General features: G+C 42.1%; 21 protein-coding genes and 1 pseudogene. 13 read left to right on the top strand and 9 right to left on the bottom strand.

All coding sequences use genetic code 11. The features are described 5' to 3' along the window. Positions 1 to 211: 211 nt before the first annotated feature. Complete coding sequence (locus tag L4C44_RS02170) at positions 212 to 943, bottom strand: SDR family NAD(P)-dependent oxidoreductase (protein WP_146491241.1); 732 nt, start codon at positions 941 to 943, stop codon at positions 212 to 214. A 128-nt stretch (positions 944 to 1071) separates the two neighbouring features. Here L4C44_RS02170 and L4C44_RS02165 point away from each other — a divergent pair, with 128 nt between their 5' ends. Next, positions 1072 to 1836 (top strand): helix-turn-helix domain-containing protein, encoded by a 765-nt coding sequence (locus L4C44_RS02165; RefSeq protein ID WP_239717911.1) that lies wholly within the window; start codon positions 1072 to 1074, stop codon positions 1834 to 1836. Positions 1837 to 1878: 42 nt separating this feature from the next. Here L4C44_RS02165 and L4C44_RS02160 read toward each other — a convergent pair whose 3' ends face one another. Then, a complete protein-coding gene (locus tag L4C44_RS02160; protein ID WP_428804262.1) occupies positions 1879 to 2772 on the bottom strand; it encodes an EamA family transporter in 894 nt (297 codons plus the stop codon). A gap of 103 nt (positions 2773 to 2875) precedes the next feature. Here L4C44_RS02160 and L4C44_RS02155 point away from each other — a divergent pair, with 103 nt between their 5' ends. Next, complete coding sequence (locus L4C44_RS02155; RefSeq protein ID WP_428804261.1) at positions 2876 to 4258, top strand: aminotransferase-like domain-containing protein; 1383 nt, start codon at positions 2876 to 2878, stop codon at positions 4256 to 4258. Positions 4259 to 4526: 268 nt separating this feature from the next. Beyond that, positions 4527 to 5708, top strand: a complete 1182-nt coding sequence (cqsA, locus tag L4C44_RS02150; protein WP_428804260.1) for an alpha-hydroxyketone-type quorum-sensing autoinducer synthase — start codon at positions 4527 to 4529, stop codon at positions 5706 to 5708. A 153-nt stretch (positions 5709 to 5861) separates the two neighbouring features. Here the strand turns inward: cqsA and L4C44_RS02145 are convergent, their stop codons facing one another. The 3 genes from L4C44_RS02145 to L4C44_RS02135 all read right to left on the bottom strand — a co-directional run bounded on the left by L4C44_RS02145 (position 5862) and on the right by L4C44_RS02135 (position 11040). Further along, entirely contained in the window at positions 5862 to 7910 is a 2049-nt protein-coding gene (locus tag L4C44_RS02145) for an ATP-binding response regulator (protein WP_428804259.1), read from the bottom strand. A gap of 257 nt (positions 7911 to 8167) precedes the next feature. Continuing rightward, on the bottom strand, positions 8168 to 8983 hold the full coding sequence (locus L4C44_RS02140; RefSeq protein ID WP_428804347.1) for a TauD/TfdA dioxygenase family protein: 816 nt from the start codon (positions 8981 to 8983) through the stop codon (positions 8168 to 8170). A gap of 464 nt (positions 8984 to 9447) precedes the next feature. After that, a complete protein-coding gene (locus tag L4C44_RS02135; RefSeq protein ID WP_428804258.1) occupies positions 9448 to 11040 on the bottom strand; it encodes a S8 family peptidase in 1593 nt (530 codons plus the stop codon). Between the two features lie 475 nt (positions 11041 to 11515). Here L4C44_RS02135 and L4C44_RS02130 point away from each other — a divergent pair, with 475 nt between their 5' ends. Next, complete coding sequence (locus L4C44_RS02130; protein ID WP_428804257.1) at positions 11516 to 11917, top strand: ACT domain-containing protein; 402 nt, start codon at positions 11516 to 11518, stop codon at positions 11915 to 11917. A 106-nt stretch (positions 11918 to 12023) separates the two neighbouring features. On the opposite strand, the gene L4C44_RS02125 is transcribed toward L4C44_RS02130, so the two are convergent. Both L4C44_RS02125 and L4C44_RS02120 read right to left on the bottom strand, forming a co-directional pair. Continuing rightward, positions 12024 to 13910, bottom strand: coding sequence for a methyl-accepting chemotaxis protein (locus L4C44_RS02125; protein ID WP_428804256.1), 1887 nt, complete (start codon positions 13908 to 13910; stop codon positions 12024 to 12026). 589 nt (positions 13911 to 14499) lie between these two features. After that, positions 14500 to 14961 carry a cytochrome c gene (locus L4C44_RS02120; protein ID WP_146491252.1) on the bottom strand — a complete coding sequence of 154 codons (462 nt, stop codon included), beginning with the start codon at positions 14959 to 14961 and terminating at the stop codon, positions 14500 to 14502. 178 nt (positions 14962 to 15139) lie between these two features. On the opposite strand from L4C44_RS02120, the gene L4C44_RS02115 reads away from it, so the two are divergent. The 6 genes and pseudogenes from L4C44_RS02115 (at position 15140) to L4C44_RS02090 (ending at position 19117) form a co-directional block, all read left to right on the top strand. Beyond that, the gene (locus tag L4C44_RS02115) at positions 15140 to 15763 is read left to right on the top strand and encodes a cytochrome b/b6 domain-containing protein (protein ID WP_428804255.1); all 624 of its coding nucleotides are present in this window, start codon (positions 15140 to 15142) and stop codon (positions 15761 to 15763) included. Positions 15764 to 15801: 38 nt separating this feature from the next. After that, positions 15802 to 16160, top strand: a pseudogene (locus tag L4C44_RS02110) (MarR family winged helix-turn-helix transcriptional regulator). A 215-nt stretch (positions 16161 to 16375) separates the two neighbouring features. Next, positions 16376 to 17071: a VC0807 family protein gene (locus L4C44_RS02105; protein WP_428804254.1), complete on the top strand. Its 696-nt coding sequence runs from the start codon at positions 16376 to 16378 to the stop codon at positions 17069 to 17071. A gap of 357 nt (positions 17072 to 17428) precedes the next feature. Next, complete coding sequence (locus L4C44_RS02100) at positions 17429 to 17704, top strand: HU family DNA-binding protein (protein ID WP_017059113.1); 276 nt, start codon at positions 17429 to 17431, stop codon at positions 17702 to 17704. A gap of 25 nt (positions 17705 to 17729) precedes the next feature. Then, the gene (locus L4C44_RS02095) at positions 17730 to 17873 is read left to right on the top strand and encodes a hypothetical protein (RefSeq protein WP_017059112.1); all 144 of its coding nucleotides are present in this window, start codon (positions 17730 to 17732) and stop codon (positions 17871 to 17873) included. 344 nt (positions 17874 to 18217) lie between these two features. Then, positions 18218 to 19117 carry a VirK/YbjX family protein gene (locus L4C44_RS02090; RefSeq protein ID WP_428804253.1) on the top strand — a complete coding sequence of 300 codons (900 nt, stop codon included), beginning with the start codon at positions 18218 to 18220 and terminating at the stop codon, positions 19115 to 19117. A gap of 210 nt (positions 19118 to 19327) precedes the next feature. Here L4C44_RS02090 and L4C44_RS02085 read toward each other — a convergent pair whose 3' ends face one another. Then, positions 19328 to 20878 carry a methyl-accepting chemotaxis protein gene (locus L4C44_RS02085; RefSeq protein WP_146491256.1) on the bottom strand — a complete coding sequence of 517 codons (1551 nt, stop codon included), beginning with the start codon at positions 20876 to 20878 and terminating at the stop codon, positions 19328 to 19330. A gap of 1169 nt (positions 20879 to 22047) precedes the next feature. Here L4C44_RS02085 and L4C44_RS02080 point away from each other — a divergent pair. Further along, on the top strand, positions 22048 to 22251 hold the full coding sequence (locus L4C44_RS02080; RefSeq protein ID WP_102530138.1) for a hypothetical protein: 204 nt from the start codon (positions 22048 to 22050) through the stop codon (positions 22249 to 22251). Positions 22252 to 22293: 42 nt separating this feature from the next. Here the strand turns inward: L4C44_RS02080 and L4C44_RS02075 are convergent, their stop codons facing one another. Then, complete coding sequence (locus L4C44_RS02075) at positions 22294 to 23385, bottom strand: transporter substrate-binding domain-containing protein (protein ID WP_146491258.1); 1092 nt, start codon at positions 23383 to 23385, stop codon at positions 22294 to 22296. A gap of 536 nt (positions 23386 to 23921) precedes the next feature. On the opposite strand from L4C44_RS02075, the gene L4C44_RS02070 reads away from it, so the two are divergent. Continuing rightward, positions 23922 to 24416: a YcxB family protein gene (locus L4C44_RS02070; RefSeq protein WP_146491259.1), complete on the top strand. Its 495-nt coding sequence runs from the start codon at positions 23922 to 23924 to the stop codon at positions 24414 to 24416. Positions 24417 to 24494: 78 nt separating this feature from the next. Continuing rightward, positions 24495 to 25220: a metallophosphoesterase family protein gene (locus L4C44_RS02065; protein WP_428804252.1), complete on the top strand. Its 726-nt coding sequence runs from the start codon at positions 24495 to 24497 to the stop codon at positions 25218 to 25220. Positions 25221 to 25473: the final 253 nt, after the last annotated feature.

Here is a 25473-nt window from a genome sequence, read left to right as displayed (position 1 = left end):
TTAAACTCCAAAACAAGACAATAAATAAGAATTAAAAACTTTAACGATATAAATAATAAATTTTGAGACTTTTCTCCGATACTCAATAAAATCAGCTACTTGATTTGATATCGAACTCAACAGAGGTTACTAAATGATCAGTATTAAATATGAGATTTGTATCATTTCAGAATTTAATTCGAATCGGCGTGAATAGTTTATACCGACATAGCTAATATTGCACATGAGGCGTTGATGCACCATCAACATACCAGTTAGCTCCCGAGACAAAACTCGCAGCAGGACTAGAAATAAAGGTCACCACGTTGGCTACTTCTTCAGGGGTAGCTAAGCGACCCATTGGATTTCTATCGATAACTTTCTGGAAAGTGTCCGGATCTTCACGCTTACACCGCCCCCATAAACCATCAGCAATATATGTGTCTCCAGGCGAAACAGTATTGACTCTCACCTTAGGAATGTAAGTCAAGGACAAGGATTTCATATAATGGGCTAGCGCGGCCTTCCCTGCTCCATAAGCATTGGCGTTACAAACTGTATATCCACTCGCTTTCGACCCAATATAGGTGATTGCTGCGCAACGCGACTCAAGCAATTTAGGTAAAACTAACGCAATGCCCTGTTGCGTGGCTGCAATGTCTTTTTGCAGAACATCTTCCCATTCATCAGAGAGTGCACTTACATTGGGTACAAAAATATCGATATTCGGAATTGACTCGATCCAAGCTTTCATTTGTGCCAAATCATGGACATCGACCACTTTTCCGACAACTTGCTTTGACGCTTTTCCAAGTTGTTTAAGCAGCTTATCTATCCGATGTTGAGAACGGCCACAGAACCAAACATTCGCCCCTTCGTTAGCAAAGCCTTCAACTATTTTCGCCCCAATTCCACTAGAACCGCCAGTGACAACAACATTTATATTCTCTAACCCTAAATTCATCTTAACCTCTCAAATAGCACCTACTACCGAAAGGAAGTATCAAAAATGATCGCTTATATTTCAAAGAGAATTATAAAAGTGACATTTTGTGCTACCTTAAGTGCATAAAATAGTGACGGTATAGAGTAATGGGCGCACTTGACGACGAAATTTGCACAACAATCAAACGCCATTTAAAAAAGGCGGGTATCTCTTATAAAGAAGTTTCAGAATTCACAGAAGTTTCCGAAATAAGCATTAAACGATTGCTGAACGGCCATCAATCGCTCTCTATTTTGAAGTTACAGAAGATATGTAAATTAATTCAGCTTCCTTTATCAGCCATTATCACAGAAGCAGAAGAAGCATTAGCTTCAGCTTCGGTGTCATTATTTACGGATGAGCAAGACACAGCCTTCTGTAAAGAGCCACCGTTGTTTACGATTTTCCACGAGATTGTCAATGAAGGAGCAAACGCCCAGCAGTTAATGGCCAGTTTTGACTTAAACGAGCCATCACTGTATATCTACCTAAGGAAACTTGAACAGTTAAAACTAATAACAATGTTATTAGGCTTAAAATTCCATGTCATTGTACCTGCCAATATAGCTTTCTCTGAACAAGCGCGATTTAGCGTCATGTTCAAAAACCAAGTCATAGATGCTCTAAAACAGGCCGTGCAATATATCGATGTAAGTAACAAACAAGCTTACTTTATTACGACCAAACTTAGGCTGACCGAAGGCGAATTTAAAGAATATAACACCAAGCTTGAGGAGTTAATGTTCGAAACCCTAAAGATCAGTCAGTCGCATAGCCGAATGACTGAAGGAGTCAACGACTATGCCGTTGTCGACATGGGCGCCAAAGGTATCTTCCACCCAAAACTCAAAGTACCAGTAAACTTAGTTTAGGTATGCCTTAACAGTGCCCATTGTTCTAACAACATTGTGCAATTACTGTTTTACGAGTTTAGTTGCCTTATCGGTTAGAGCCGCACTCGCAGGTTTCACAATCAAACCAATCCCGACAAGAAACAGTATTGATGCAACAACCTGAGCCACAGACAGCACCTCGTCATACATAAAGTAACCACTGATCAATGCAAAGATTGGCACGAGCAAGGTTAACGGTGCGGTAGTGCTTAAAGGGTATTGGATTAGTAATTTGTTCCAAACCCAATAACCAAACAGCGTAGTTGGGTAAGCCTGAAAAAGCACTGCAATCGTCGTGTTCGAATCCCATTGTTCTATGCCCTGCCAGATAATTTGGTCACCGTGTAACATGACGGCAAACAACACTAATGGAACTGGCGCAAACAACATTCCCCACACGTTAAACGCAAAAGCTTGAGTGGTTTTTGAAGCTTTAACAATTACACCCATCAGCGTCCAGCTACATGCCGCAATCATAATCAATATCACGCCGTTAACGGTGACATTACCTGTTGCCGCTGATACCAATACTGCTAAGGCACACATGGCTAACATCGCTCCCATTAATTTGCGCATAGAAGCACTCTCCTTGAACACCCATACGCCAACTGCCATGCCGATTAATACGTTGGTTGACAGTAATACCGATGAAAGCCCAGAAGATAACCCAGCAGTGATCGACCATGAAGCCATACCCCAGATACCGACACCGAACACAAAGCCGTAACTGACTAAATAACGCCAAGCGACATTCGGTCTTGCCACAAAAAATATCACCGGAATAACCGCTAACGAGAAACGCGCAGCCGTTGCCAGCAAAGGGTGAACATTGGTTACGCCCATTTTTATCATCGAGAAATTGAATCCCCAAATTGCCATCACAAATACCGCTAACAACAAATCATTTCTTTTCATACTGACCCCTCCTTTGTTTTAAAAGAGTATCCCTTGAACAATAAAACCAGTACAGATACAATTTTTACAATAAAAACCAGTACAGTTAATAACGGTCGTGATAATGAGCATCTACAGAAAGCTAGCCAATCAGTTTATCGATGAAATAGAAACAGGTAAAAGACCGGAAGGCGGACGCATGCCTTCACTTCGTCAATTGGCTAAGCAGCAGGCCATCAGCATGTCGACCGTGGTGAGCTGTTACCAAGAATTAGAATCGCAGGGTTGGATACACTCGCGACCGCAAGCTGGGTATTTTGTCTCGCCTCACAAGCCTATTCATTCAACGCCTGAGTGGGCACAGTTTGAGAGTAAGGTTTCCAGAGTTAAAGAAACGTCATCGGCTCACAACTCAATCAATGGGCCTTTAGGGGTTTCGAGCACCACCAATGATGAACAATCGATTGTTGAGCTAGAACGCAGTTTCCGCCGTTCAATCAAACGGATGGGAAGCAGACTCAACCATTACCCAGATACACAAGGTGAGCCGATGTTGCGACAAGCATTATCCACTCACTTTGCCAAGCTCGATGTGCACTTTTCACCTGAAGAGATGGTGATCACGGCTGGTTGTATGTCGGCGATTAAGGCTGCACTTGAATCGTGTACCAAAGAAGGCGACACCCTTGCGATTAGCTCACCTTGTTTCAACGGCATTCTGGAGTTGCTCGGAAAGATGTCACGCCAAATCATTGAGATCCCATCTTTGGATGATGGTGTCGACCTACAACAACTGGAAACACATCTGAAAAATAAACGTGTGGATGCTGCTATCTTTTGTACCTCACATATGAATCCTCAAGGGATCAATATGTCGGCCAGTCAAAAACAAAAACTGGCTGAATTGGCGAATCACTATCGAGTACCAATCATTGAAGACGACGTGTATCTAGAGCTCTCATATTCCTCACACACACCACTGCCTGCAAAATACTATGACAAAGGTGGATACGTGCTGTGGTGTGGTTCGGTATCGAAAAGCCTGTCGCCAAGTTACCGTTTAGGCTGGTGCTTACCGGGAAGGTACATTGATGAGTACAAGGCTCAATTTTCTGCCGCGAGCTACGGTGTTGCCTTACCGACTCAGCTTGCGGTTGCTGACTTTATCGAATCTGGCCAATACGCCAAACACGTTAGAAGAAGATGCACTCAGATCCTTTCGTTGCGCCAGCAATACCTCAGTTATTTAGCCCAACATCTTCCTCAAGACGTGAAGATAAGTAACCCACAAGGTGGCATGGTACTTTGGCTGCAAATCCCAAATTTGAACCAACCACTTTTCGCTCAAGCCGTAGCTGAACAGAATCTTGATATCAGGCTCGGACATCTCTTCAGCACACTCGATCTCTACAGCAACTGCTTACGTATCAATATTGGGTATTCGTTAGACGGTGAAGCTAAGCAACAATTGGATGCTTTAATTGAGCTTATCCACATTCACAGCTAACAGACCGTAACTTTTCAGAATAGACTTTTCATAGCCATTCGAACGCCGAATTTTAATAGCCTTTTGTCATAAAAAAGAAGGCTATTATTCCTATCTTGATTCGGTTAAAGCCCCCGAACCGTAAGGAAACCCACTTACCTCAAAACCCTTAAATGCTGAGTTTGCAAGCACCTACAAAAATATGCAACTTGGCTAATGACACATCACTTTTTATTGTCAATATACAGCCGTCAGCGCTGGCGTTTTCCTGTATTTGAAGAGAACTATTATGAGTGATAAAACAAAAAACAAACCACTACCTTCCTTTATCGAAGAGCGCTTGAACTTCTACATTCAAGACCTGATTACCCAGAACCAAAGCCAAAAGCACTTAGTATTGGGTAAACGCCCCCAGCGCAATGCCGTTGTGATGCAGAGCAATGATTACTTAGCCCTGTCACACAACAAACAGATCCAACACGCCCATCAAGCGGCGATCTGTGAGCACGATGACAATGTGGTGATGTCTGCCATTTTCTTACAAGATGATCAGTCTAAACCCGCATTTGAAACCAAACTCGCTAACTATGTCGGAATGGAGAGCTGTTTGCTTTCTCAATCAGGCTGGGCGGCCAATATTGGGTTACTTCAAACTATCTGTCCGCCAGATACGCCGGTGTATATCGACTTTTTTGCACACATGTCGCTATGGGAAGGTATTCGCGCTGCTGGTGCAATCGCCCATCCATTTATGCATAACAATATGAGTCACTTACGTAAGCAACTAGAACGTCATGGCTCTGGTGTGATTGTAGTCGACTCGGTCTACAGCACAATTGGCACCATTGCTCCGTTACGCGACATCTACGAAATGGCGCAAGAGTTTGATTGTGCCGTCATCGTTGATGAATCGCATTCACTGGGAACACATGGGGAAAATGGTGCAGGCTTAGTTCAAGCGTTAGGGCTCACCAACCAAGTCGACTTCATCACCGTTAGCTTGGCAAAAACCTTTGCTTATCGTGCAGGTGCAATCCTTGGCCCTAAGCAACTATCTAGAACCTTGCCGTTTGTCGCATACCCTGCGATTTTTAGCTCAACCGTGTTGCCGCAAGAAGTGATTCGTTTAGAGAAAACCTTGGAGGTAATTAAAGGTGCAGAAGATAAACGAAAAGCATTATTTGAACGCGCTAAATCGCTCACCACAGGCCTCAAGCGGATTGGCTTTAACATCCGTAGCGAATCTCAAATCGTTGCGTTGGAGTGCGGTAATGAGAGGAATACAGAACGAGTACGCGATTTCCTTGAACAGCGTGATGTGTTCGGTGCAGTGTTCTGCCGCCCCGCTACGGGCAAGAACAAGAACATCATCCGATTTTCAGTGAATGCCGACATGACACCACAAGACATTGACCATGTGCTCACGGTTTGTCACGAAGCGTACCATCATCCGGAGTTAGAGTTCGTATAACTCTGTACACACCCATTCTATAACCAACAAAACGGCAGGACTGAATGGACGCTATCATGTCGCGAAACAAAAAGAGCCCAGCAATTCGCTGAGCTCTTTCTTGTGTTTGTGTTCGCTGACAAAATGGCCGTGCGCTTCAACCTATGGCATTCACTAAATCCAGTGAGCAATCTTATCGAACAGTCGGTTTTTATCTGCCGGTTTGACGATAAAGTCTGACATGCCTGACGATTCCATTTTCTCCAAAGTGACGGGGGAACTATCACCTGTGTGAGCAATGATTGGCACCGAAGAGTACGCTTTATTAGCACCTCGAATTCGGCGAGAAGCTTCCACACCATCCATGATGGGCATTTCGATATCCATGAGAATCAAGTCGATCTCGTCGCTATCCAACGCGTCTAATGCTTGTTGGCCATCTTCTTTCTGCACAACATCAAAACCCTGCTTTTCCAGTAACATCGCAGTAAAACGGCGCAAAGACTCGTTGTCATCCACCACCATAATCGTTCGCTTATTTGCAGCCTCTAGCGGTTTTGTAGGCGCAGCTGGCATCACGTAATTGGAATCGAAAAGTAAGCGGTCAATGGTCGCTTTGGTATTCAGTAGCCAAACTTGCGTTTCCACCCAAATAGGCTCGAAAGAGATGTTATGCACACGCTTGATAGGATGACGCTCATACAGGTAAATGATTCGCGCCTCAGTGAACGAAAGTAACGATTCAATCCTATCGAGGCAATTAGCTCTTAAATCCAAGCTCTCCATATCAACGAAAATCAAATCGAACTCAAACTGATATTCCTTATTCTGTAGCGCTGACGCCACATCCAAAATCTCTAGGTCAAAACCCATAAAGCGAGATATTTCAGTCATTTTACTGGAAAGCACTGTCTGATCACTGATCATCAGCACCGTCTTGAGTTTAGTCAGTTCGCTCTTGATTTCCTGTACCGAATTGGAAGACAGAGATGGGAAAATCATCGTGAACTGTGTCCATTGATCCACTTCAGACTGGCATTTAATCTCACCACCAAACGAGCGCATGACCTTCTGACAAAATGGCAAACCTAAACCGTAATTTCCCGATTGGCCCGTGGTATAAAAATCTTGGAAAATGCGTCGAATTACATCACTTGAGATACCCGAACCGTTATCAGTAACCATAATTTGATTGGTCACTTCATCACTGCACATTGTGACATGAATATGGAAATCTTCGGGGCTGCGATGATGGAATGCGTTCTTGAACAAGTTATACATTACGTACTTCAGCAAGGTATCACTACCTAAGAACTCAAAGTTACTCTGTACGTCTAAAGATATCGCTAATTTATCTGTCGCGCGTTTGTAATTAAAGCTGCCTATCGAGTCCTCAACCACTGCTTGCGCTGAATGCTTCTTAAACGTAGAACGAGATACTCGGTTTTCATCGATTGAAGTCAGCAACAGATCAATCGTTTCGTTACCGGAGTGAATGATCTCCATCGCTTCATCACCCACTTCACGCAACTGTATAACTTCTTCACTGCTTAAAGCATATTGCCCTTTGTGATCACCACTTTTAGGGTTCGGTAATATGGATTGCATAACATCAATAGAGGTCAGTAAACCACTTAGAGGGTTTCGCATCTCATGGGCAATGCCAGCCCCAAAAGATTTCGCCAATGATACCTTGTTCTCATGTTCCACCTGATTGCGGAAGTAGAACAAGTTGCCGAATAAGTAGATAAACAAAAAGATTGGCACGTGCGTCCAATCCATTGTGAGTTCGAGGTAGAAGCCTTGTGCAATCCAAGCGCACAAGGTCGCAATCCCAATACCGGCAAAGGTTTGTGCAAACATCACTCTGGTGACGTGCACCAATAAAATGTGGAGGAAAATGGCCGACATGAATGACATAACCCAAACGTTAGACCAATTGTTCATTAGCAGCATGTAGAAAAAGAAACCTGGCAAACAGATAGTTACAGCGACTTGATAATAAGCCGGAAGGTACTTTCGCCATTCAAATGGGACACGATTGCGAAATATAATGCCAAAGAACAATACCGAGCAAAACAAGCGAAGCGCTAAGTTTTCGTAGGGTTGTGGAAACAAAAACTCCCACACAATGTAGTAAATTGGAAAGCCGACAAAGCCCATCCAACCCACGAGGGTTAGATTCGGTTCTGCGTATTGGTAAACTTTACGAATCGCGTTCATACGAAATACTTTGTTCTCTAAGCCCTGACGTTTATTAATTCTATGATTTAGTTTTTATACTTATATTTTGGCGCCAATTATATTACACATCACCTCCGAGCAGTGAGGTTTCAATCAAATATGTACCAACGCATTTGTTTTTATTTTTAAGCGTAGATAAATAATGCACCCTGCCGACACTTAAATTTAAGTACGAGAGTTTGGTTCAAGGGATGGGCATGCACGGTGTTCCTTTGATAACTGTGTTCAGCTTACCGTTATGTCACTGTTACTCGATGCATTTTCCGTGGTGTATCGCCGTAATCAATCACAGCATAATGTTGAGTGACTCTGTTGTCCCATATTGCCATTGAGCCCTTGTTCCATTTGAAACGCACTTGATATTCTGGTTTTCGTGCAATTTCAAACAGCTGGCTAAGTAGCGAATCACTTTCTTCACGCTCAAGCTCATTGATGTAACGGGTAAATTGCTCGTTGATATATAGCGTCTCTTTGCCCGTTTCTGGATGAACTTGTACTAAGGGATGCACCACAGGCGGATTTTCTTGCGCGGTTTTCAGCAGTGACTTATGCCAATCTAGCTCGATTTGATCCGATTCAATACCTTCAAACGCGACTAATGAATGCGTTGCCGATAAGCCTCTTAGCTTATCTTTCATGCTTTCATCTAATGAATCGAACACTGCAGTCATCGAACACCAAATCGTGTCGCCACCGACATCCGGTATATATTGAGCATGTAATAGAGAGGCTTTCGATGGCAATTTGCGCCAGGTTAAATCGGTATGCCAATAACTCTCCATTGGTGCATTGCCTCGAGTGGTTTCTATCACACTGACTTGCGGTACTTGTTCTACACGTGGGAAGAAAGGATGAGCGGGTTCAAGCTCACCAAAACGCTTTGCAAGCACCAAGTGTTGTTCCGGCGAAAGGCTTTGCTTATCTAGGAAAATGACTTGATAAGTAACAAGTGCCTTATACACATCATCAAGTTCGCTTTCACTGCAATCCGCTAGGTTTAATCCATGAATACGAGCGCCAATGTGAGGTGTAATGGGTTCAATTTTCAACATACTTTCGCTTATCGGTGAGGTGATATTAAGGAGGTTCATTTAGCTACTCGTTATTAAACCGGACAGAACCGGTTTTTATTTCCTTACTACTCAACATAAGATGAGGTTATTCGAAAAACAAAAGAAAAGAGCCCCTACACTGGAGCTCTTTTTGTTTGTTGATACTTCCTGTATCCGTAGACAAGTCCAATCTGTAGTACTTTCACCGAAAGCCAGATCATCGATATCTCCAGTTGTGTATCACTACTAAATCTAGCATACAAACTTCAGGTTTTTCTGAGACGTAGTCGAAAGTTCGTTTAAGTAGCGTGAATTCCTGCTTATCAATCTAAGAAAACAACGCCATATCCTTTTGTTGCCTGCTACAAACCCAAAAAGCCCACAACGAGGTGGGCTTTGGCTATCTGGCTTCTAAACTTACCAAACTAGTGAGTAACTTTTGAAACCATCATTAAAACCTAAACTTAAAAGTTTGCTTGGAGCGTCAAACCACTGTAAGCCGAGTATGCATTCAACATAACGTGGTATCTGCCGCTTTGGGTGACATTCACCGTGCACGTCTCGTTGTTGCCCGATCGGTAAGGTCGGCAGTCCCACGTACTAAGCGTTGGTTTATCCCCGAAACGTAGATACAGATCCGCATCGCCTGTGCCACCAATGGTGACCACTGTCAGCTGTTGGCCCTGTTCTAAGTCCATGTAGAAGTAGTCCTTTTGTCCTCGGCTGCCACTCAGTCCATTAACCGGCACGCCAGAAACTAGTTTTCCATCTGGATCTGGTCCAGGTGTTGGACCACCGCAATCCGGTTCACAACCACTATCAGTCAAACTATACAGCAGTTTATTGGTGGTTCCTCTTGTGTCAGAAACCTTATTCTCCGAGGCTCTTGAGTTCAGTAACCCTGCAAGCTGAAGCGGTGTTAAGCCGTTGTTTTCTTGTAAATACAAGGCAGCAACGCCGGCAACATGTGGTGTCGCCATGGAAGTTCCGCTAATCGTTTTATAGCCGCCATCATACCAAGCAGACTTGATTTGAGATCCCGGTGCGAATAGATCAACACAGCTGCCCCAGTTCGAGAAACTTGAACGCGAATCAGAGCTGGTTGTTGAGCCCACCGTCACACCACTTGGTACACGAGCCGGCGATGAATTACACGCATCGGCATTTGAGTTACCCGCCGCCAACATAAAGCTCACTCCGGATTGAATTGCACCTTGTACCGCGCTATCCAATGCAGTTGAACGCCCGCCACCTAAACTCATATTGGCGACTGAAGGCCCTGATGCATTTTGCGCTACCCAATCCACACCAGATATCACGCCAGATGTAGTTCCTGAACCCGAACAGCTAAGTACTCTTACCCCAACAATGTTAACGTTTTTAGCCACACCGTACTGGCTGCCGCCAATCGTTCCTGCAACGTGGGTACCATGCCCATTACAGTCACTCGAATCAGCATCGTTATCTACGAAATCATAGCCAGAAACCGAGCGACCGCCGAATTCCTCATGATTATTATTAACGCCCGTATCAATCACGTAAGCCGTTACGCCAGAACCATCAAAATTGGCATTATAGTTTCGATCCAAAGGAAGACTTCTCTGGTCTATTCGGTCCAAACCCCAAATCGCGTTACTTTGGACGGCTTCATTTGAAACAACAGGATCGATACTGAGTATTTGGTCTTGTTCAATGTATTCAACGCGAGAGTCACGTCTGAGTTGCTTTAATTGAAGTGCGTCTAGATTTGCCACAAAGCCAATAATGGAACTATCAAAAACATCGTCTGTTTTGATTGAAAACGAATTGGCCATCTGACCCACCGTTTGTTGAGTGAACTGCTGTAATCCAACCGCATCATTCATTAGCATCTGCGGTTGTTTCAATACAACAATATAGCGATCGGTGATCGCATCATCTGATGAAGCCAACATCAGTGGAGCAATAGGTTGTTGTGAGTTTTCTATCGAATTTAAAGCAGAACCTTGAGCCAAACTTGATGCGGAGTAAATACCAAATGTGGCTGCAATACAACAACTTAATACTTTCTTTAACATAGCTTGTTCCTTGATATTTTAGGTTTGTTGGTTGTTACCTACGACAAACACGAAAATGCAGACAGCTAGCGTTATACGCTCAATACGTGAAGCAACAGTGTTACAAATTCAACCTAAGACAGTACGAATCAGATTGCTTATTAATTTACATCCATCACATTAAGAACTTCGAGTCGGGACAAACTATTTTGAAAAGCTTATGCAATCACATTTTATATAATTTGATCAAAAGCTCTAATTTTAACAAAAGTCGAATGGTTGGATAAAAATGGTGTATGTAAGAGAAATGATCTTCACTATTGACATATCACACACCAAAAATCCCGCAAAAACTAAAAAATGCAGCATCAAAATCACATACGATTAGTCGTACTTATAGTGAATAAATATTATTAATTGTACTCGCCGACAGCTTATCTCTATCTTGGCTACATTACCCAACACCATAAAACAACGCGATTGCGCAGGGAAAACGATGACCGCCATTACCGATTTAGACATTCTGTTAAAGTCCATGTCACCTGATCTCATTGAAGGTGATTATGTTTTTTGTACGGTAGAGGGAGGACTAGCCGACTATGCCCACCTCAATCCGATGGCGACCTTTCGAGAAAAAGAAGGGTTAACTTTAGTACTAACAAAAGAAGTTGCGACTCAAACGCAGTTAAGTTTCGACGGTGTGTTTAGCATGATCACTTTATCGGTACACTCGAGCCTAGAAGCCGTGGGGCTAACAGCCGCCTTTGCGACTAAACTAGGCTCGTACGGCATCAGTGCCAATGTGATTGCAGGTTATTATCACGATCATATCTTCGTCCAGAAGCACAAAGCTGATGCAGCAATAAGTGCGCTGAAAGAGTTCTCAGAAACAGATTGATAAAGAGTTCTACTACTAACAAATACAAAAAAAGCGACGTAATGTACGTCGCTTTGGCTTATTGCTTAACGCAAGCAGACTGAACAGGCATCAGTCCATTAGACGCTTAAGCAAGCTTAAAAGTAGCCACTTTGTCACTTAAACCAGCGGCTTGGCTTTTAAGTTCGTTTGACTCAGTTAAGCTGTCCTGTGCGCCCACAACCAAGTGGTCAGTGACATCTTTAATGGTCGTAATGTTTTGGGTAATTTCACCCGTCACGTGTGTTTGCTCTTCTGCTGCAGTCGCAATTTGAGTCGCCATGTCGCTAATCAAGGCAACAGACGTATTGATCTCTTCTAGCGCGAGAGAAGCTCGGTCCGCATCTTCTACGGAATGCAGCGCCAGCTTGGAGCTTGTTTCCATCAGTTCTACGGCTTGTGCTGTTGTGCGCTGTAGAACATCGATCGTTGCCTTGATCTCTTCCGTTGAAGAGTGAGTGCGTTGAGAAAGCACACGAACTTCATCAGCTACTACAGCAAAGCCACGACCTTGCTCACCGGCACGAGCGGCTTCAATTGCAGCATTCAAAGCAAGCAAGTTCGTTTGTTCAGCAATGCCTTGAATGGTGGCTAATACAGTCGATATTTCTTGAGCGTGTTTATTCAAATCGCTAATCACACTACCCGCTTCGTTCACTTCATTGGCTAGGTTGTTAATGGAACCTTTAGTGTCGACAACCAATGCATGACCGCTGTTGGTGCTCGCCGCTGAGTCTTGCGCTGCTTTTGCCGTTTGCTCTGCATGCGATGCGATCTCTTGCGTTGCACTCGCCATTTCAGTGACTGCCGTTGCAACCATAGTGATTTCTTGCTGTTGGTGGTTAAGCTCGTCCACAGAACGGTTCGCACGTTGAGCACTTTGCTCTGACTGGCTATTTAACTGTTCTGACTGGCTACGGATATGACCGATTAACTGCTGCAAGCTGCCCACAAAAGTATTAAAGTTATGAGCCAACTCGCCTACTTCGTCTTGATTTTCAACATGAATACGTTGAGTTAAATCACCACTACCGTTAGCGATTTGCGCCAGAGCTTGAGACACATGATTTAGTGGACGGAATAGAATGGTACAAAGTAAGTTAAATAGTACCGTACAAACCACAACCACTAGCAATGTCACCAACACTTGCCCGATAACAGCGTCAAAGAGTGGTGCCACTAAAGAGTCATGATTCAACACGCTAATCGTAATTAGATTGGTTCCATCAATTGCGCGCGCATATAGCACATAGTCGGTACCTTTCAACTCAATAGAGATGTCCTTACCGCTTACCAATGCCTTTTGCACATCTGAAAAATTCAAACCAAGTGAACTGATATCCTTGTTCAACAACTTAGTGTCAGCATGCGTGTAGACCGTACCTTTATTGGTCGCGATGAACATGTAACCTTCACCCGGAAGGATTACTTTTTCAAGGCTATTTAGAATGTCGGTAATTTCAACATCCGCGCCCAATACTACCTGTTGGCCATGCAGTTGCATTGCAGTGCCCAGAGACACTACATTCGCTCCCGTTGCCGCTGCAACCGTAGGGTTATCCATGAAAACCTTACTTGGATTGGCAACCGCATTGGTATACCAGCCCCACAAACGAGGATCATCATTGCCCGGCGGCAGTACTACTCCGTTCGCATTCTTTTGCGAACCATCAGGAAATGCCAAGAAGACATTATCAAAAGAGGCAGAATCACGAACCTGTTTTAGGTGAGTCACCAAGCTTTCTTGCTTAGACTCTTGCGACAAAGAGGTCAGCGCACGTTCTTTGGATAAGATCCAATCCGATACATATTGATTGTAAGAAGCCGATGCGCCCTCTAAACGCTGTTCAACTTCAATATCTAGTCGTTGCAATGAAGCACGAAAAGACAGTGCCTCAACCAAAATCCCCCCCAGGATAATGGCCATACTGGCTGAAATCGCCAGCTTATTTTTAAGCGAGAGTTTCTTGAACATAGGAAACCTATAATTTGGAAATAAAAGTCCGTGGCAACAAGTTTGTTGCCAAAACGGCTTGCAAGCGCGATATATTTTACGCCTTAAAATAAATTAAGAAACCGGCTAACGAATTGAATTATTGATATATGTGAACGAGGGCACGTATAGGGGCACATTCATCGAGTAAATATCATCCCCCTCTACGCCAAATGAGATCAGGCAACCTTTTGGCTGCAGCACTTATTGATTGCGCTCTATTTTCTCGGCATGCTGTAAACCTCAAAATAAAAAGGACTAAACATATGACGTTCAGTCCTTTTTATTTATCTCAAATCTAACTAAATAGAATCTTCACTTCCTCTCAAGTCAATATTTATACTCGAATACTTAGATTGCTGAAATTCTTTAAATTACTGGCCTATAAAAACAGATATTTTTAATGAGTAGACTATTGAACCATCGATTATTTATACAGCACGCTTTATATTTATCAGCCTGTTTTTTGGGGTGTTACCTACGAGAAAAGCCAATCGATAATAAGGCTTAGACGAATAAATGTGTTTGGTTAGCTTAATTCGATTAAGTTAATTGAGCGGTTTAACCTGTGTTACCAACGTGAGCGGTATGAGCGATGACAGCTCTTGCAAGTATCTTGTGCTGCTTCTAATCCTGATTCCGCAAGCGATACATCACCTTGTTGACTGCCTTGGAAAAGCTCCTGAAACCCCTGGTCCATTTGTGTTAACAGACGATGGAATTTTTCAGGTTGCCTCCAAACACTCTCTTTTGCTTTACTCCCCTCGTGACTGCCTTCCGGAAATAACGTCAGCAATGATTGGCTGTGACTCGTTAGCTCTAAGCTCGTTTCTTCTAGTGTCTGCCAATTCGTATCATTGCCATCTAAAGTGTCGCTGGCTTTCTCTACTAAAGTTTCGATTTGCGTAAATGCGTGTTGACGCTGTTCAATTTGGTTTGAGTAATCGGGTAAATCATCGCCTTGTTCAGCGGTAGCATAGGTACTGAGTAGAACTGTTGTAGTACACAGTAGGCCCGTCATTATCTTGTTCATATCTCTCTCCGCTACGTTTAGCTTTTGTTGTCTAGTTTCAATAGTTCGTTTCTATGTAGTGTCTTGCTTTGACGAACCTAATTTACACAACAATAGTTGCGCGTGCAACTATTGTTGTGTAAATTAGTGCAAGTCAAATTGATGCTAAGTAAATAAATACAACAGAGAGAATGACGTTATGAAAATTTGGGATCTATCAACTCGCCTATACCACTGGGCTCAAGCAGCGCTTTTCATCGGGTTAATGGCGTCTGGCATTTCAGGCAATGGTCCACACGTTCAACTAGGGCTAGCACTGATTACCTTAATTATCTGGCGATTAATTTGGGGATGGGTTGGTAGCGAAACGAGCCGATTCAGACAATTTTTGCGATCCCCAAAATCAGTGGTTCGCTATTTACTAGGAAAAGAAAGTGCTAAACCTGGTCATAACCCTGCTGGGGGTTGGATGGTTGTGACGCTACTATCAGCTTTATTCATTCAATGTGTTTCTGGCTTAGCCTTAGCTGGCCTTCTTGATCACTTACCCTATGCAAGTATCTGGTTGAATGATTCAGTTTTTACCTTGCTAGAAAACATCCACCTAGCCATGGTAAAAGTGCTCCCGGCTCTGGTTGCTATACACATCTTTGCCGTTCTATTCTACAAATTACGTTCAAAGCCATTAACTTGGGCAATGATCACTGGTTTTCAAACACGAATGCAATTTGATGGCCGCGTAGCATTTGTTTCGCAATGGCGAGCGTTGTCCGTACTTACTTTAGCTGCAATGCTTACCGTTACTCTGGTTGCATTAGCGTAAATAAAAATAGGTGTAATTTGGTACACCGGAATGAATCAATGACTAAAATATTTGATAGCGAGCACACCGCTTGTTGGTTGATCCATGGAATCGCAAACAGCACAGCAAAGAGATTTGACTTTGAGCTTAAAAAACATGGATTAACTGTCGCGCTTTGCCCCACCTTGATGTGTTTATGGGAACAGGAAGGAATAACTCAACGAGCAATAGCTCAGAAATCCAAGGTAGAAAACTCGACTACAACTCGAGCCTTGAATAAACTCGAACGTCTTGGTTTGATTGAACAACGACCCGCCCCAAGTAGCCGTCGTTCTTTCAATATTTATTTAACATACTAGAGCCGGATGAACGAAAAGAGATGATCCATCTGCTTAAAAAAATAGTATCTCGAATATAGCGCAATTAACCAAAACGCTGCGACACCATGATATTAAGCTGCTAAGAGGCTGATAAATAGGACAAGTAAAGTCCTGAATCGAACGTGAAATAGGCTCATAGATGTCGTTGATGTCACATGTCGTTACACTGCATGATACCTTAAGGCTTTACATCTTGGGCGAGGTAAACAACAATCCCTGAGAATAAATCCATAACATAATGTATTTAGAAATTATGAGTAGTACAGAAAATAAAAAATCGAGTCCTCTTTTCGAAGTCGTCTTTAACGTCCTTCTTCCTTCATTCATCTTAATGAAATTCAGCGGAGATGAGCACCTAGGAACGGGCTTAGCTTTGCTTGTTGCCCTTGCCTTCCCTATTGCTTATGGTGGCATGGAGTTAATCCGCAATAAGAAGTTCAACTTCATCGCTGCGCTCGGCTTTGTCAGCGTGCTATTAACCGGCGGTATTGGTTTCTTCGAACTAGACACTCGTTGGTTAGCACTAAAAGAAGCATTAATTCCTGGTCTAATTGGTTTAGCGGTACTTGGCTCAACGTTCACTCGCTATCCGTTTATCCAAAAAGTTATCTTCACGCCAGCTCTGTTAAATATCTCTCTTATAGAAGAGCGCTTGAAGCAGTTTGGTAAGCAGGCTCAGTTTGATCATTGCCTAATGACATCCAACTACCTATTCGCGAGTACTTTCGCATTTTCTTCAGCTATGAACTACTTCCTAGCGACTTGGATTGTGACAAGCCCTGCTGGCACCGCTGCCTTTAATGAAGAACTTGGCAAGCTGACACTTTACAGCTACCCAGCAATCGCTATCCCAAGCATGCTGATGATGTTAGGTATTTTCTACTACATTTGGCGTCAAGTTCGCACGATGACATCACTAGAAACAGAACAAATTTTTATTACTAAATAGTTCTGAATGAACAAATCGCTCTGACTGCACAACAAAAAGCCCAGCAATTAAGCTGGGCTTCTTTGTTTTTGCTGTTTCGTTTGTCAACGTGATAGATGACAGCCTCAATTTGGATTATGAATCGATCGGGCAACCCTAATGCTCTTTTCTCACGTAAATTTGGGCAACATGTCTATAAACCAATAATAATCAATGAATTGCATTGATTGAACCGACAGATGCTTTTATAGTCAATTCTGTTGGTTACTTTACAAAGCTCTACCCAATCACTGACATTATTTCAGTTGCTGTTGATAAGATCGCATAAGCTAGGTGCTAAAGGTAGACGCCAGCCGTACTCAATAAGGAATATAGATTATGAACAAATCTCAATTAGTTGAACACATCGCGACTTCTGCAGACATCTCAAAAGACCAAGCAGGCACAGCACTAAATGCGCTAGTTGAAGGTATCTCTACTTCGCTTGCTAACGGTGATGACGTATCGATCCTTGGATTTGGTAGCTTTAAAGTTAACTCTCGAGCAGCTCGCACTGGTCGTAACCCGCGAACCGGAGAAGAGATTCAGATTGCTGCATCAAAGACGCCAGCATTTAAAGCGGGCAAGGCACTAAAAGAGACGTGCAACCTGTAACACAGAAAACACAAGGAAGGTTACGATGACGACTAAGGAAAAAGCGAAAACGAGCCGAAGCAAAAAAGCAGGTAAGTCGACTAAAGCGCAAGCCGAAACGCCTAAGACTCGTCAACGCATTGAAGAGCTTCTCGAAGAGCGTGAACTGGCCAAACTGTTAGAACTTTAGTTTATGTAAGTACTATAGTTTATATAAGAACTAAAGTTTAGGTTTAAGCAAAGTGATAGTTTGTTATCGTTCTAATGCCACTGCATATTTGTAGTGGCATTTTTGATTTAGGAGCAAGCGCCTCCAATAAATAACATTGATACCCATACCCCTTCCCACTAAAGCGACAAACACATCTGCCCAAAATCTGAACGCTAAGTAACTGATTGAGTTACATAGCTATACATATCCATACTTACCCAAATCACCTTTTTCACTATCATCATTTTCTTGTTATTGGTGAGATTATTGGAAGGGTTCATGACACGACTGTGTTCGAGCAATCCTTCTTCTTTGAGGTGATTATGAATGTCGTTCGCATGGGGATTGAAGCAAATACCCATAAAAATAAGGGTAAGTACAAAGCGATAGTTAAGTTTACTATTCGAGCCCTGTTTTATTATTCAGCTACTCGAAAAATGAGTGATAATTTCAACTCTGAAGAGAGAAAGTTGTTATTTATCAAGCAACCCAACTTCCTTTCTAAATTTGTCACTCCCTACTTATGTACTGGCTTTAGCAATAAAGAAAAGATCGATATCTTATCCAAACACTACGACTGGTTTGAAAACACCTTCGCAACAGAAGCTAGACACCAAATCTATAACGAAAGGCTCAATCTTTTAAAACTTGAGATAGATGACAACGTTTATCTAGTTAATCTCAGCTTTGAAAGAAACGCGAGAAAAGAAGGTGAACTCACAGTTTCATTGACCAATTCTCAACTCGAAAAAATGTATACCATTTCGTTTACTGTTTTCGACAACAACATCTACATCGGCGGTATACAGGGTGGCGCCAATGACAATGGATTTAGCCGCACATTCACCAAAGCTTTTTACGGTTTAAGACCTAAATCCTTCATGGTAGAAACACTACGACTGCTCGCTATTAACTTGGGTATCGACAATATCTATGCGGTAAAAGAATCTGGTCATGTGTCGAACTCATTACGCTACGGTAAGAAAAACAAAGACATCAGCCTTAAATACAACAGTCTGTGGGAAGAGCACGATGGACAGCCGCATGATGACTATTTTTATCGTATCCCGACAAACCCGAACAGGAAAGATCTTGAAGCTCTAAAACGTCAAAAGCGTAAGTTGTATCGCGAACGTTATGCCTGGCTAGATCAGTATGAACAAGATCTGAAGAACGAAATGAGCCGTCACGCCCAACCCTTCATATGTAGTACCAACAATTGAACTAGCGACGGCCAGTTAATTTAGCGCAGTGACTTAACCCGGCATCTGATCTGGCTGTTAAGATGCCCCATCCAAGTAAGCTCAACCGAACAAAAATATAAAACCTCGCAATTGCGAGGTTTTATATTTGCGAGCAAAGCTAAAACTAGTTCAAATCTGAATTCACAGTTTAGCCTCTCATCAAAGTAGCGAGTCACTCACTCTATGAGTTTAAAATCGAGCCACTCCTTTTCTTAACTCATTCAAGCTAAGTACACTTTGTTCATACTGCTTTTTACTGTCTTCCATTAGTTCGTGTGAAGCTTCAGCTTTACTATGGATGGAAAGAATATTCTGGTTAATCTCTTCTGAGACATTCACTTGCTCTTCAATAGCGACGGCGATCTGGTTATTCCTATCAACTACTCCCTGTACCTTTTCACTCAACAAAGTGAGGCTTTCTAGAGTCGATTTAATCGTTGTTTGAGTGCGTTTCGCTTTTTCAGTGCCATTATTAACGGCCGTTACTGACTGACCACTGCCTGTGCATAGCTTTTCAATAACCGCTTGAATCTCTGTAGTTGCTTCCTGTGTTTTTTGAGCTAGCACTCGTACTTCATCCGCCACTACCGAGAACCCTCTTCCAGAGTCGCCCGCTCGTGCAGCTTCTATCGCGGCATTGAGGGCTAACAAGTTAGTTTGGTCTGCAATCGCGTTAATCATCTCAATAACGGAGCTTATTTGCTGTGTCTCTCTCTCTACAGACAGCGATATTGTCGATATGTTGTCTAATTCATTAGTCAACTCGACAAAGTTTTCTTCTACTTGGTTTAGTTCGTTCTGACAAGATAATAGTTCTTGTTGGGTGCTAAAGGTGGAATCTAGAGTCCCTTGTGCATTTTGAGAGATTTCACTTGAAGCCGCCTGCATTTCATTAATAGCTGTCGCTGCCATATCAATTTCTGTTTTCTGACTTTCAAGATTTTCAGACACCGTTGCGTTCGACTCAGCTGTTTTATTCGCCTGCATTAGGGTTAATTCACATGAATCACTCACCGAAATTCGTATTCTGCCTAATAACGCTTTCGCATATTGTTTCCGCACCTTCATTCCTAAAGCAATTTCGGAGAGATCATCCACCTTACCAAAATAAATATGCTCCATTAGGGGATTATCGAATTCACTTTTCGCTATTTTACAAATACTCTCCAAACGACGCGTGAGAATATAAATTGACACAGTCCCTCCGAAAAAGAGCAATGAGAAACTTTGTAGTACAGTTAGAAATTGGGTAATATGGAGTGCATAAACAACTCCTATTAATAATAAGGATATAAAAGTTTGACGCTGCCAAAGCCTTGTTTTGGGTAATATGAGTTTGAGTGGTGTTTTTCCTTTATTTAAAATTCTATACGCTTTTTCTGCTCGTTCAACATATTCTCTTTTTGGTTTAAACCGAACCGACTGATATTCAACAATCTCGTTGTTTTCTTTTAACGGAGAAGCAAAAGCATCAACCCAGTAATAGCCACCACCTTTTCGTTGGTTTTTTACCATACCCATCCAGTTATTTCCTAACTGAATATGACCCCATAAGTCTTTAAATGCGGCTTTAGGCATATCACCGTGACGAACTACATTGTGATATTCACCTATTAGCTCTCCTTCTTTGTAGCCTGCTACTTCGTTAAAGTGTGGGCTTGCGTACTTGATCTTGCTTGAAGGGTCTGTCACTGAAATTAAATTGTACGACTCTGGGTAATCATACTCTTGCTCTACCATAAAATGCTTCCCTGTTTAAACTAGATAACAATCAACTTGTTGTGCGGCCATCCATATCACACGGTGCTGAAAGTAAAGGCACTTGCTGCTCACCTCATTAACTCAACGGCAATTCGCTATTGAGTCAACGAAATTTTCACTCAAGCAAGACTAATACCACTAACATCAATGCTATCAATTTCATAACGATGTTAGATAAGACTAGCTTATGAAAAGTAAAGCGGGGGGCGTTAAACATCTCCCCCTGCAAGAATGAAGCGTATTTACCTACACACTACCTTGCTCACAAACTTTATCACTAAGAAAGCAGTATCTATGTATAATTAAGCTCTAATATAGCAATAAAATAAATTTTTTTATTTTAACCTTGATATTTCGACAAACTTGAGATTATTTACCTGTTACCCTGAACTCGATCCTTGTAAGATTAATGAAATCAGCCCCAAAATGGTATTAATTATCAATTAGTATTTATATAGGCTCTCATTATGAAATGAGACTATTAAAATTTATAAAAATCACTAAATTAAAAGATTATCAAAATCACCTTGATTATGAACACAATCTATCCTTTACTATGCAACTAGTATCAAAACATATCAAAGGAAACTTATGAATGTATTAGATAAGGATTGCTTATTACAATTAGTCATTGATAACTTTCAAGAAGATGTCGCAAAGTCTGTTGATTTCAACACTGGTGAAGTTGGTATAATGTATACCAACCTTGATCATAACCTCATTTTTTGCATGGACTTATCTATTGTGGAAAAAATATATTCGACGAGATAAATTCCGAATAATCATGAACTCATGAGCAATGTTATCTTTGAAGTTGATAATTTCAAATAAGTTGTATACTTCAAAGATAATAACTTTTTCGTCAATCAATCCCTGCTTTCAATTCGCTGGTAATCTAAGAGACACTGACATAAATATTTTAAACCATTTCCACTCATATACGCTTCGCTTTATAGCTGTATCCGGCAGAACAAACCTCTTCCAAAAACGAAACTTTAGCTTACTGGTTTTAAGCGGATATTGCATTGACGACTATTCTTGAGAAGCGCATGCTTTTGTTTCCGAGCAGAACCGTTCTTGGTCGCATTGATAGTGTCAAATGCCCAAAGCTTGTTCTGTGTAACGCACCTAATAGAATGGCAAGTCACATGAATAAAATTGTAATGTTAGTAATGGGGTTGCTTTTCACAAGTCGATTGTTTGCCAGTATTGTGCCGCATGTAGGCCAACTTGAGCATGATGCTCCTATCTTAATTCGTTCGGCACTTATTGTCGGTGTTGCGGCTTATCTGGTTTGGACAGTATTCAAGTACTTCAAGAAAAATAAAGCCGCTGGTTCTGAGCAACTCTAGCAGAAAGAGCTTAGAAGCCCTGGTGTATCTAATTTACTTAAACTACTTATCCGCAAAGTATTCGACCAGTATTTTGCGCCACTTCCGTGACTCACGAATTTTCAATAGTGCTCGGTTTATCTCTTCTTCGTACTGGTTGTTTTCAGTGATGATAAAGCCATAATTTTGCTTTTCTAACTGATAAGGCAGCACCTCTAAATCCTCAAATTGCCCGCCTACCCTACCATTACCAATCATGTATTTGAGCACCACATCATCAGCGACAATCGCTTCAACCTCGCCATCCTCTAAAGCTGCTAATAGCCTTGGCATATCAATGTAACTCTTGTGTCGAATACCGAAGCTTGTGAGCATCAGAGAAGACGTCGTGGCAACTTTGGCACCCACCTCCACACCCGCAAGATCATTCACACCTTTGATATGGGAAGAGCCTTGGCTTAGAGTCAGTTTACTGGCTAACACAGCAGTAATACTGGCGATAAAAAGCATACTAAATACGCCAATAAACACCGTGGCAATTCGTCCAGTTAGGCTCTTAAACTCAAAGTAATTGAATGGACCTCGAGTGATGAAAAGTAAACCCAGTATGAAGCTTTCTAGCCAACGGCCAGTTCGGCTTTTCATCGAGTAAAGCTTTTCGTTCTCTCCATGCTCCAATAAGTAGAAAAACGCTCCAATCACTCCTGAGATCATCACGATGACTCCAATGATAATCCACAGTGCAGGGTTCAAGAATATAGCGTGTAAGGTATGAAGATAACCCTGCTTCTTCACTGCAATGGCAAGGTGAGTTTCGTAAAAGGAATGGGAAAAATCAGCAAAAATCTCTCGCTCTGGCGTGATTGAAATGCAAGACACGCCGATGTCGATTTGCTCGGTTTCAATCGCATTGAGTAAATCATCCAAGCGGTGGTTTTCTATCGTGTACTCAACGTCCATTTCTTTTGCAATTCTCTCCCAAAGTTCAATACTCAGGCCGTTCCATTCATTTTCCATCGAACTAATCACAAATGGAGGACACGGATAGACACCAACTTTCAGAGGAGAAGCCGACGATAAAGCGCTGAACAAAGGACAAAGAAATATGACTAAAGTTACACAATAACGAAGTGACGATTTGAAGACCAAAAGCATCAGCAATCCTCCAGAAAGAGGCAGCGATGAATTAGATCAAGTAAGAAGCCTAACCTAACAAATGAACGTCAGTGGCTCAGAAGTGAAAAAAATTTATGATGAATTCAGTACTGCCCTAGTATTATTCTTTACTGCTTTAACTATAGAAAACCTCTACTTGTTGTTCAAAAAAATAGAGCAGCAGTTTTAACAATTGAGGAATCAGCCAGAATTAAGTGCAATAGATGACACACAAACTCCACCGCGACCTGGTCGCTATGTGTTTTTGCCTGAAGTCTCGCTACAGGCTTTTTCATTAGCTCTAAACAAAACGACTTCAATCACTGTTTTGCTAATTCAGTATCGCCTTTATGAACATCATTTAGTACCTGTTTAAGCAGCAAGTTAGCGATGGCGAAAGTACATCCATTGGTATTATCGATTTACAAAAGATAACCAAAATAGCTAAAGATAAGCCATGAGAAGCGATACAATACTAACGTTGCAAGAACGCAGCTTAGTAAACCCATTCACAGAAAACATTAAAGTAGCCAGACATGTCTAAAGATCCCGGTTTCACCACAGAATACACCCTCGACAAAACGTTTTTCGCAGAGTGTTATGATCAAACTAGCCTTCCGACTCAATTTCCCAAAGCCTATTTGAAAGGCATACTGTTTCTAATTTTTGGTGTGGTTCTGCTGGAGTTTGAACTATTACCTAACGGTTACGTTGGCTGGTTCTTTATTGTTTTGAGTGTCATTGAAGCGTTCAGTGTGTACTGTAAAAGAACATGGTGGTTATGGCGACAAAGAATCAGCTCTGGCGCTGGCAGCAAAATAGTCTTTCAAGGTGACACGAACGGTGTGAGTTATAAAAACCATAAAGCGACCAACACTATCGCTTGGAGTGACATCGACCAGCTTGAGCAGACCGATCTCGGCTTTATCCTTCATGTCGGCAAACAGCGCCAATACGTCAGTAAATCTTGCTTAAGCGATGAAGCCATTGCCTTCATGATTGAACACCACGCCGCATCAAAAGCTAACTAACACCAATGAATGCCTGCCAATTTGCAGGCATTTTTAATTCACCGTAAACGGTGTGTATGGAATGACCGGACTATAACAATGAACACCGTATACCAAATCAGTGATTGTCACCTTTCAGATAAATCCAGCTATGAGAACCTGCGTCGAGCACTGGAATACGTCAATGAAGACACAAAATGTAAGACCATCTTTCTGACTGGTGACATATGTTGTAATCCAAAACACGGCGACTACGTTCGATTAGAAGCGTTCATTAGGCGACACATTAGCGATAAATCTATTTACGCCATTGCCGGCAACCATGATGACTCTTCACTAATGCGTACAGAGTTAAAAGGATCGACAATTTTCGTCACTGATAAAGCCACTATCTGTGGACGAGAGGTTTTGTTCCTAGACTCAAGCTTCAAGCCGCTCGATGACCAGCATCCACTCGGGTCTGGGCGTATTGATAGCCGTGGTATGGCTCAGCTAAAACAACAGCTAAAAAAGACCAACAACCCTATCGTAGTTGTTCACCACCCTCTCATTCCAGTCGGTGCAGATTGGATGAAAGCCATCCGTCTAGAAAACGATGCCGATGTGATGAACGTGCTGAGAAAATATCGCGTACGTGAGGTTATCTGTGGTCACGGCCATGATGGGATAACGGCTACACAACAGGGCATAACTCAATATATGGCCCCTTCAACAGCCTATGGGTTTAACCACTCTATCAATGAATACAATCGCAGTGAGAAGGTCGGGTTAAATAGAATTTCATTCTCGGCACATTCTATCGACTGCCAAGCTATCTATTTTTAAAATTATCTCGCTTTAATCTTGTTGCTACTTTTACCCTTGTGTTCCCCCATGCTTGTTAGAAAACAAAGACCTAGCGGCATAAAGCTTCAAAATTTACTTTTTAAAGTTTCTTACCACCTGAAGACACAATAACAAAGCTTAAACCTCTACTTCATAATAAAAATTAGGCAGCTCAATTGTGTATGGTCTTAAAATGGCAAGAATAACTTTTAATCAGGTCTATAGTTAAATCAAAGGGAGATCGACGCTAAAA

Source organism: Vibrio satsumensis (genome assembly GCF_050337435.1).
GTDB classification, from domain to species: domain Bacteria; phylum Pseudomonadota; class Gammaproteobacteria; order Enterobacterales; family Vibrionaceae; genus Vibrio; species Vibrio satsumensis.
The sequence above is the reverse complement of the archived record's forward strand: the minus strand, read 5'-3'. Positions and strand labels throughout refer to the sequence as shown.

Bases quoted from the DNA above. Each gene is read 5' to 3' on its own strand.
- cqsA (WP_428804260.1), top strand. From the start codon at position 4,527: ATGAGTGATAAAACAAAAAACAAACCACTACCTTCCTTTATCGAAGAG.
- L4C44_RS02170 (WP_146491241.1), bottom strand. From the start codon at position 943: ATGAATTTAGGGTTAGAGAATATAAATGTTGTTGTCACTGGCGGTTCT.
- L4C44_RS02160 (WP_428804262.1), bottom strand. From the start codon at position 2,772: ATGAAAAGAAATGATTTGTTGTTAGCGGTATTTGTGATGGCAATTTGG.
- L4C44_RS02165 (WP_239717911.1), top strand. From the start codon at position 1,072: ATGGGCGCACTTGACGACGAAATTTGCACAACAATCAAACGCCATTTA.
- L4C44_RS02105 (WP_428804254.1), top strand. From the start codon at position 16,376: ATGAGTAGTACAGAAAATAAAAAATCGAGTCCTCTTTTCGAAGTCGTC.
- L4C44_RS02095 (WP_017059112.1), top strand. From the start codon at position 17,730: ATGACGACTAAGGAAAAAGCGAAAACGAGCCGAAGCAAAAAAGCAGGT.
- L4C44_RS02125 (WP_428804256.1), bottom strand. From the start codon at position 13,910: ATGTTCAAGAAACTCTCGCTTAAAAATAAGCTGGCGATTTCAGCCAGT.
- L4C44_RS02080 (WP_102530138.1), top strand. From the start codon at position 22,048: ATGAATAAAATTGTAATGTTAGTAATGGGGTTGCTTTTCACAAGTCGA.
- L4C44_RS02065 (WP_428804252.1), top strand. From the start codon at position 24,495: ATGAACACCGTATACCAAATCAGTGATTGTCACCTTTCAGATAAATCC.
- L4C44_RS02090 (WP_428804253.1), top strand. From the start codon at position 18,218: ATGAATGTCGTTCGCATGGGGATTGAAGCAAATACCCATAAAAATAAG.
- L4C44_RS02120 (WP_146491252.1), bottom strand. From the start codon at position 14,961: ATGAACAAGATAATGACGGGCCTACTGTGTACTACAACAGTTCTACTC.
- L4C44_RS02155 (WP_428804261.1), top strand. From the start codon at position 2,876: ATGAGCATCTACAGAAAGCTAGCCAATCAGTTTATCGATGAAATAGAA.
- L4C44_RS02140 (WP_428804347.1), bottom strand. From the start codon at position 8,983: ATGTTGAAAATTGAACCCATTACACCTCACATTGGCGCTCGTATTCAT.
- L4C44_RS02085 (WP_146491256.1), bottom strand. From the start codon at position 20,878: ATGGTAGAGCAAGAGTATGATTACCCAGAGTCGTACAATTTAATTTCA.
- L4C44_RS02145 (WP_428804259.1), bottom strand. From the start codon at position 7,910: ATGAACGCGATTCGTAAAGTTTACCAATACGCAGAACCGAATCTAACC.
- L4C44_RS02070 (WP_146491259.1), top strand. From the start codon at position 23,922: ATGTCTAAAGATCCCGGTTTCACCACAGAATACACCCTCGACAAAACG.
- L4C44_RS02100 (WP_017059113.1), top strand. From the start codon at position 17,429: ATGAACAAATCTCAATTAGTTGAACACATCGCGACTTCTGCAGACATC.
- L4C44_RS02130 (WP_428804257.1), top strand. From the start codon at position 11,516: ATGACCGCCATTACCGATTTAGACATTCTGTTAAAGTCCATGTCACCT.
- L4C44_RS02135 (WP_428804258.1), bottom strand. From the start codon at position 11,040: ATGTTAAAGAAAGTATTAAGTTGTTGTATTGCAGCCACATTTGGTATT.
- L4C44_RS02075 (WP_146491258.1), bottom strand. From the start codon at position 23,385: ATGCTTTTGGTCTTCAAATCGTCACTTCGTTATTGTGTAACTTTAGTC.
- L4C44_RS02115 (WP_428804255.1), top strand. From the start codon at position 15,140: ATGAAAATTTGGGATCTATCAACTCGCCTATACCACTGGGCTCAAGCA.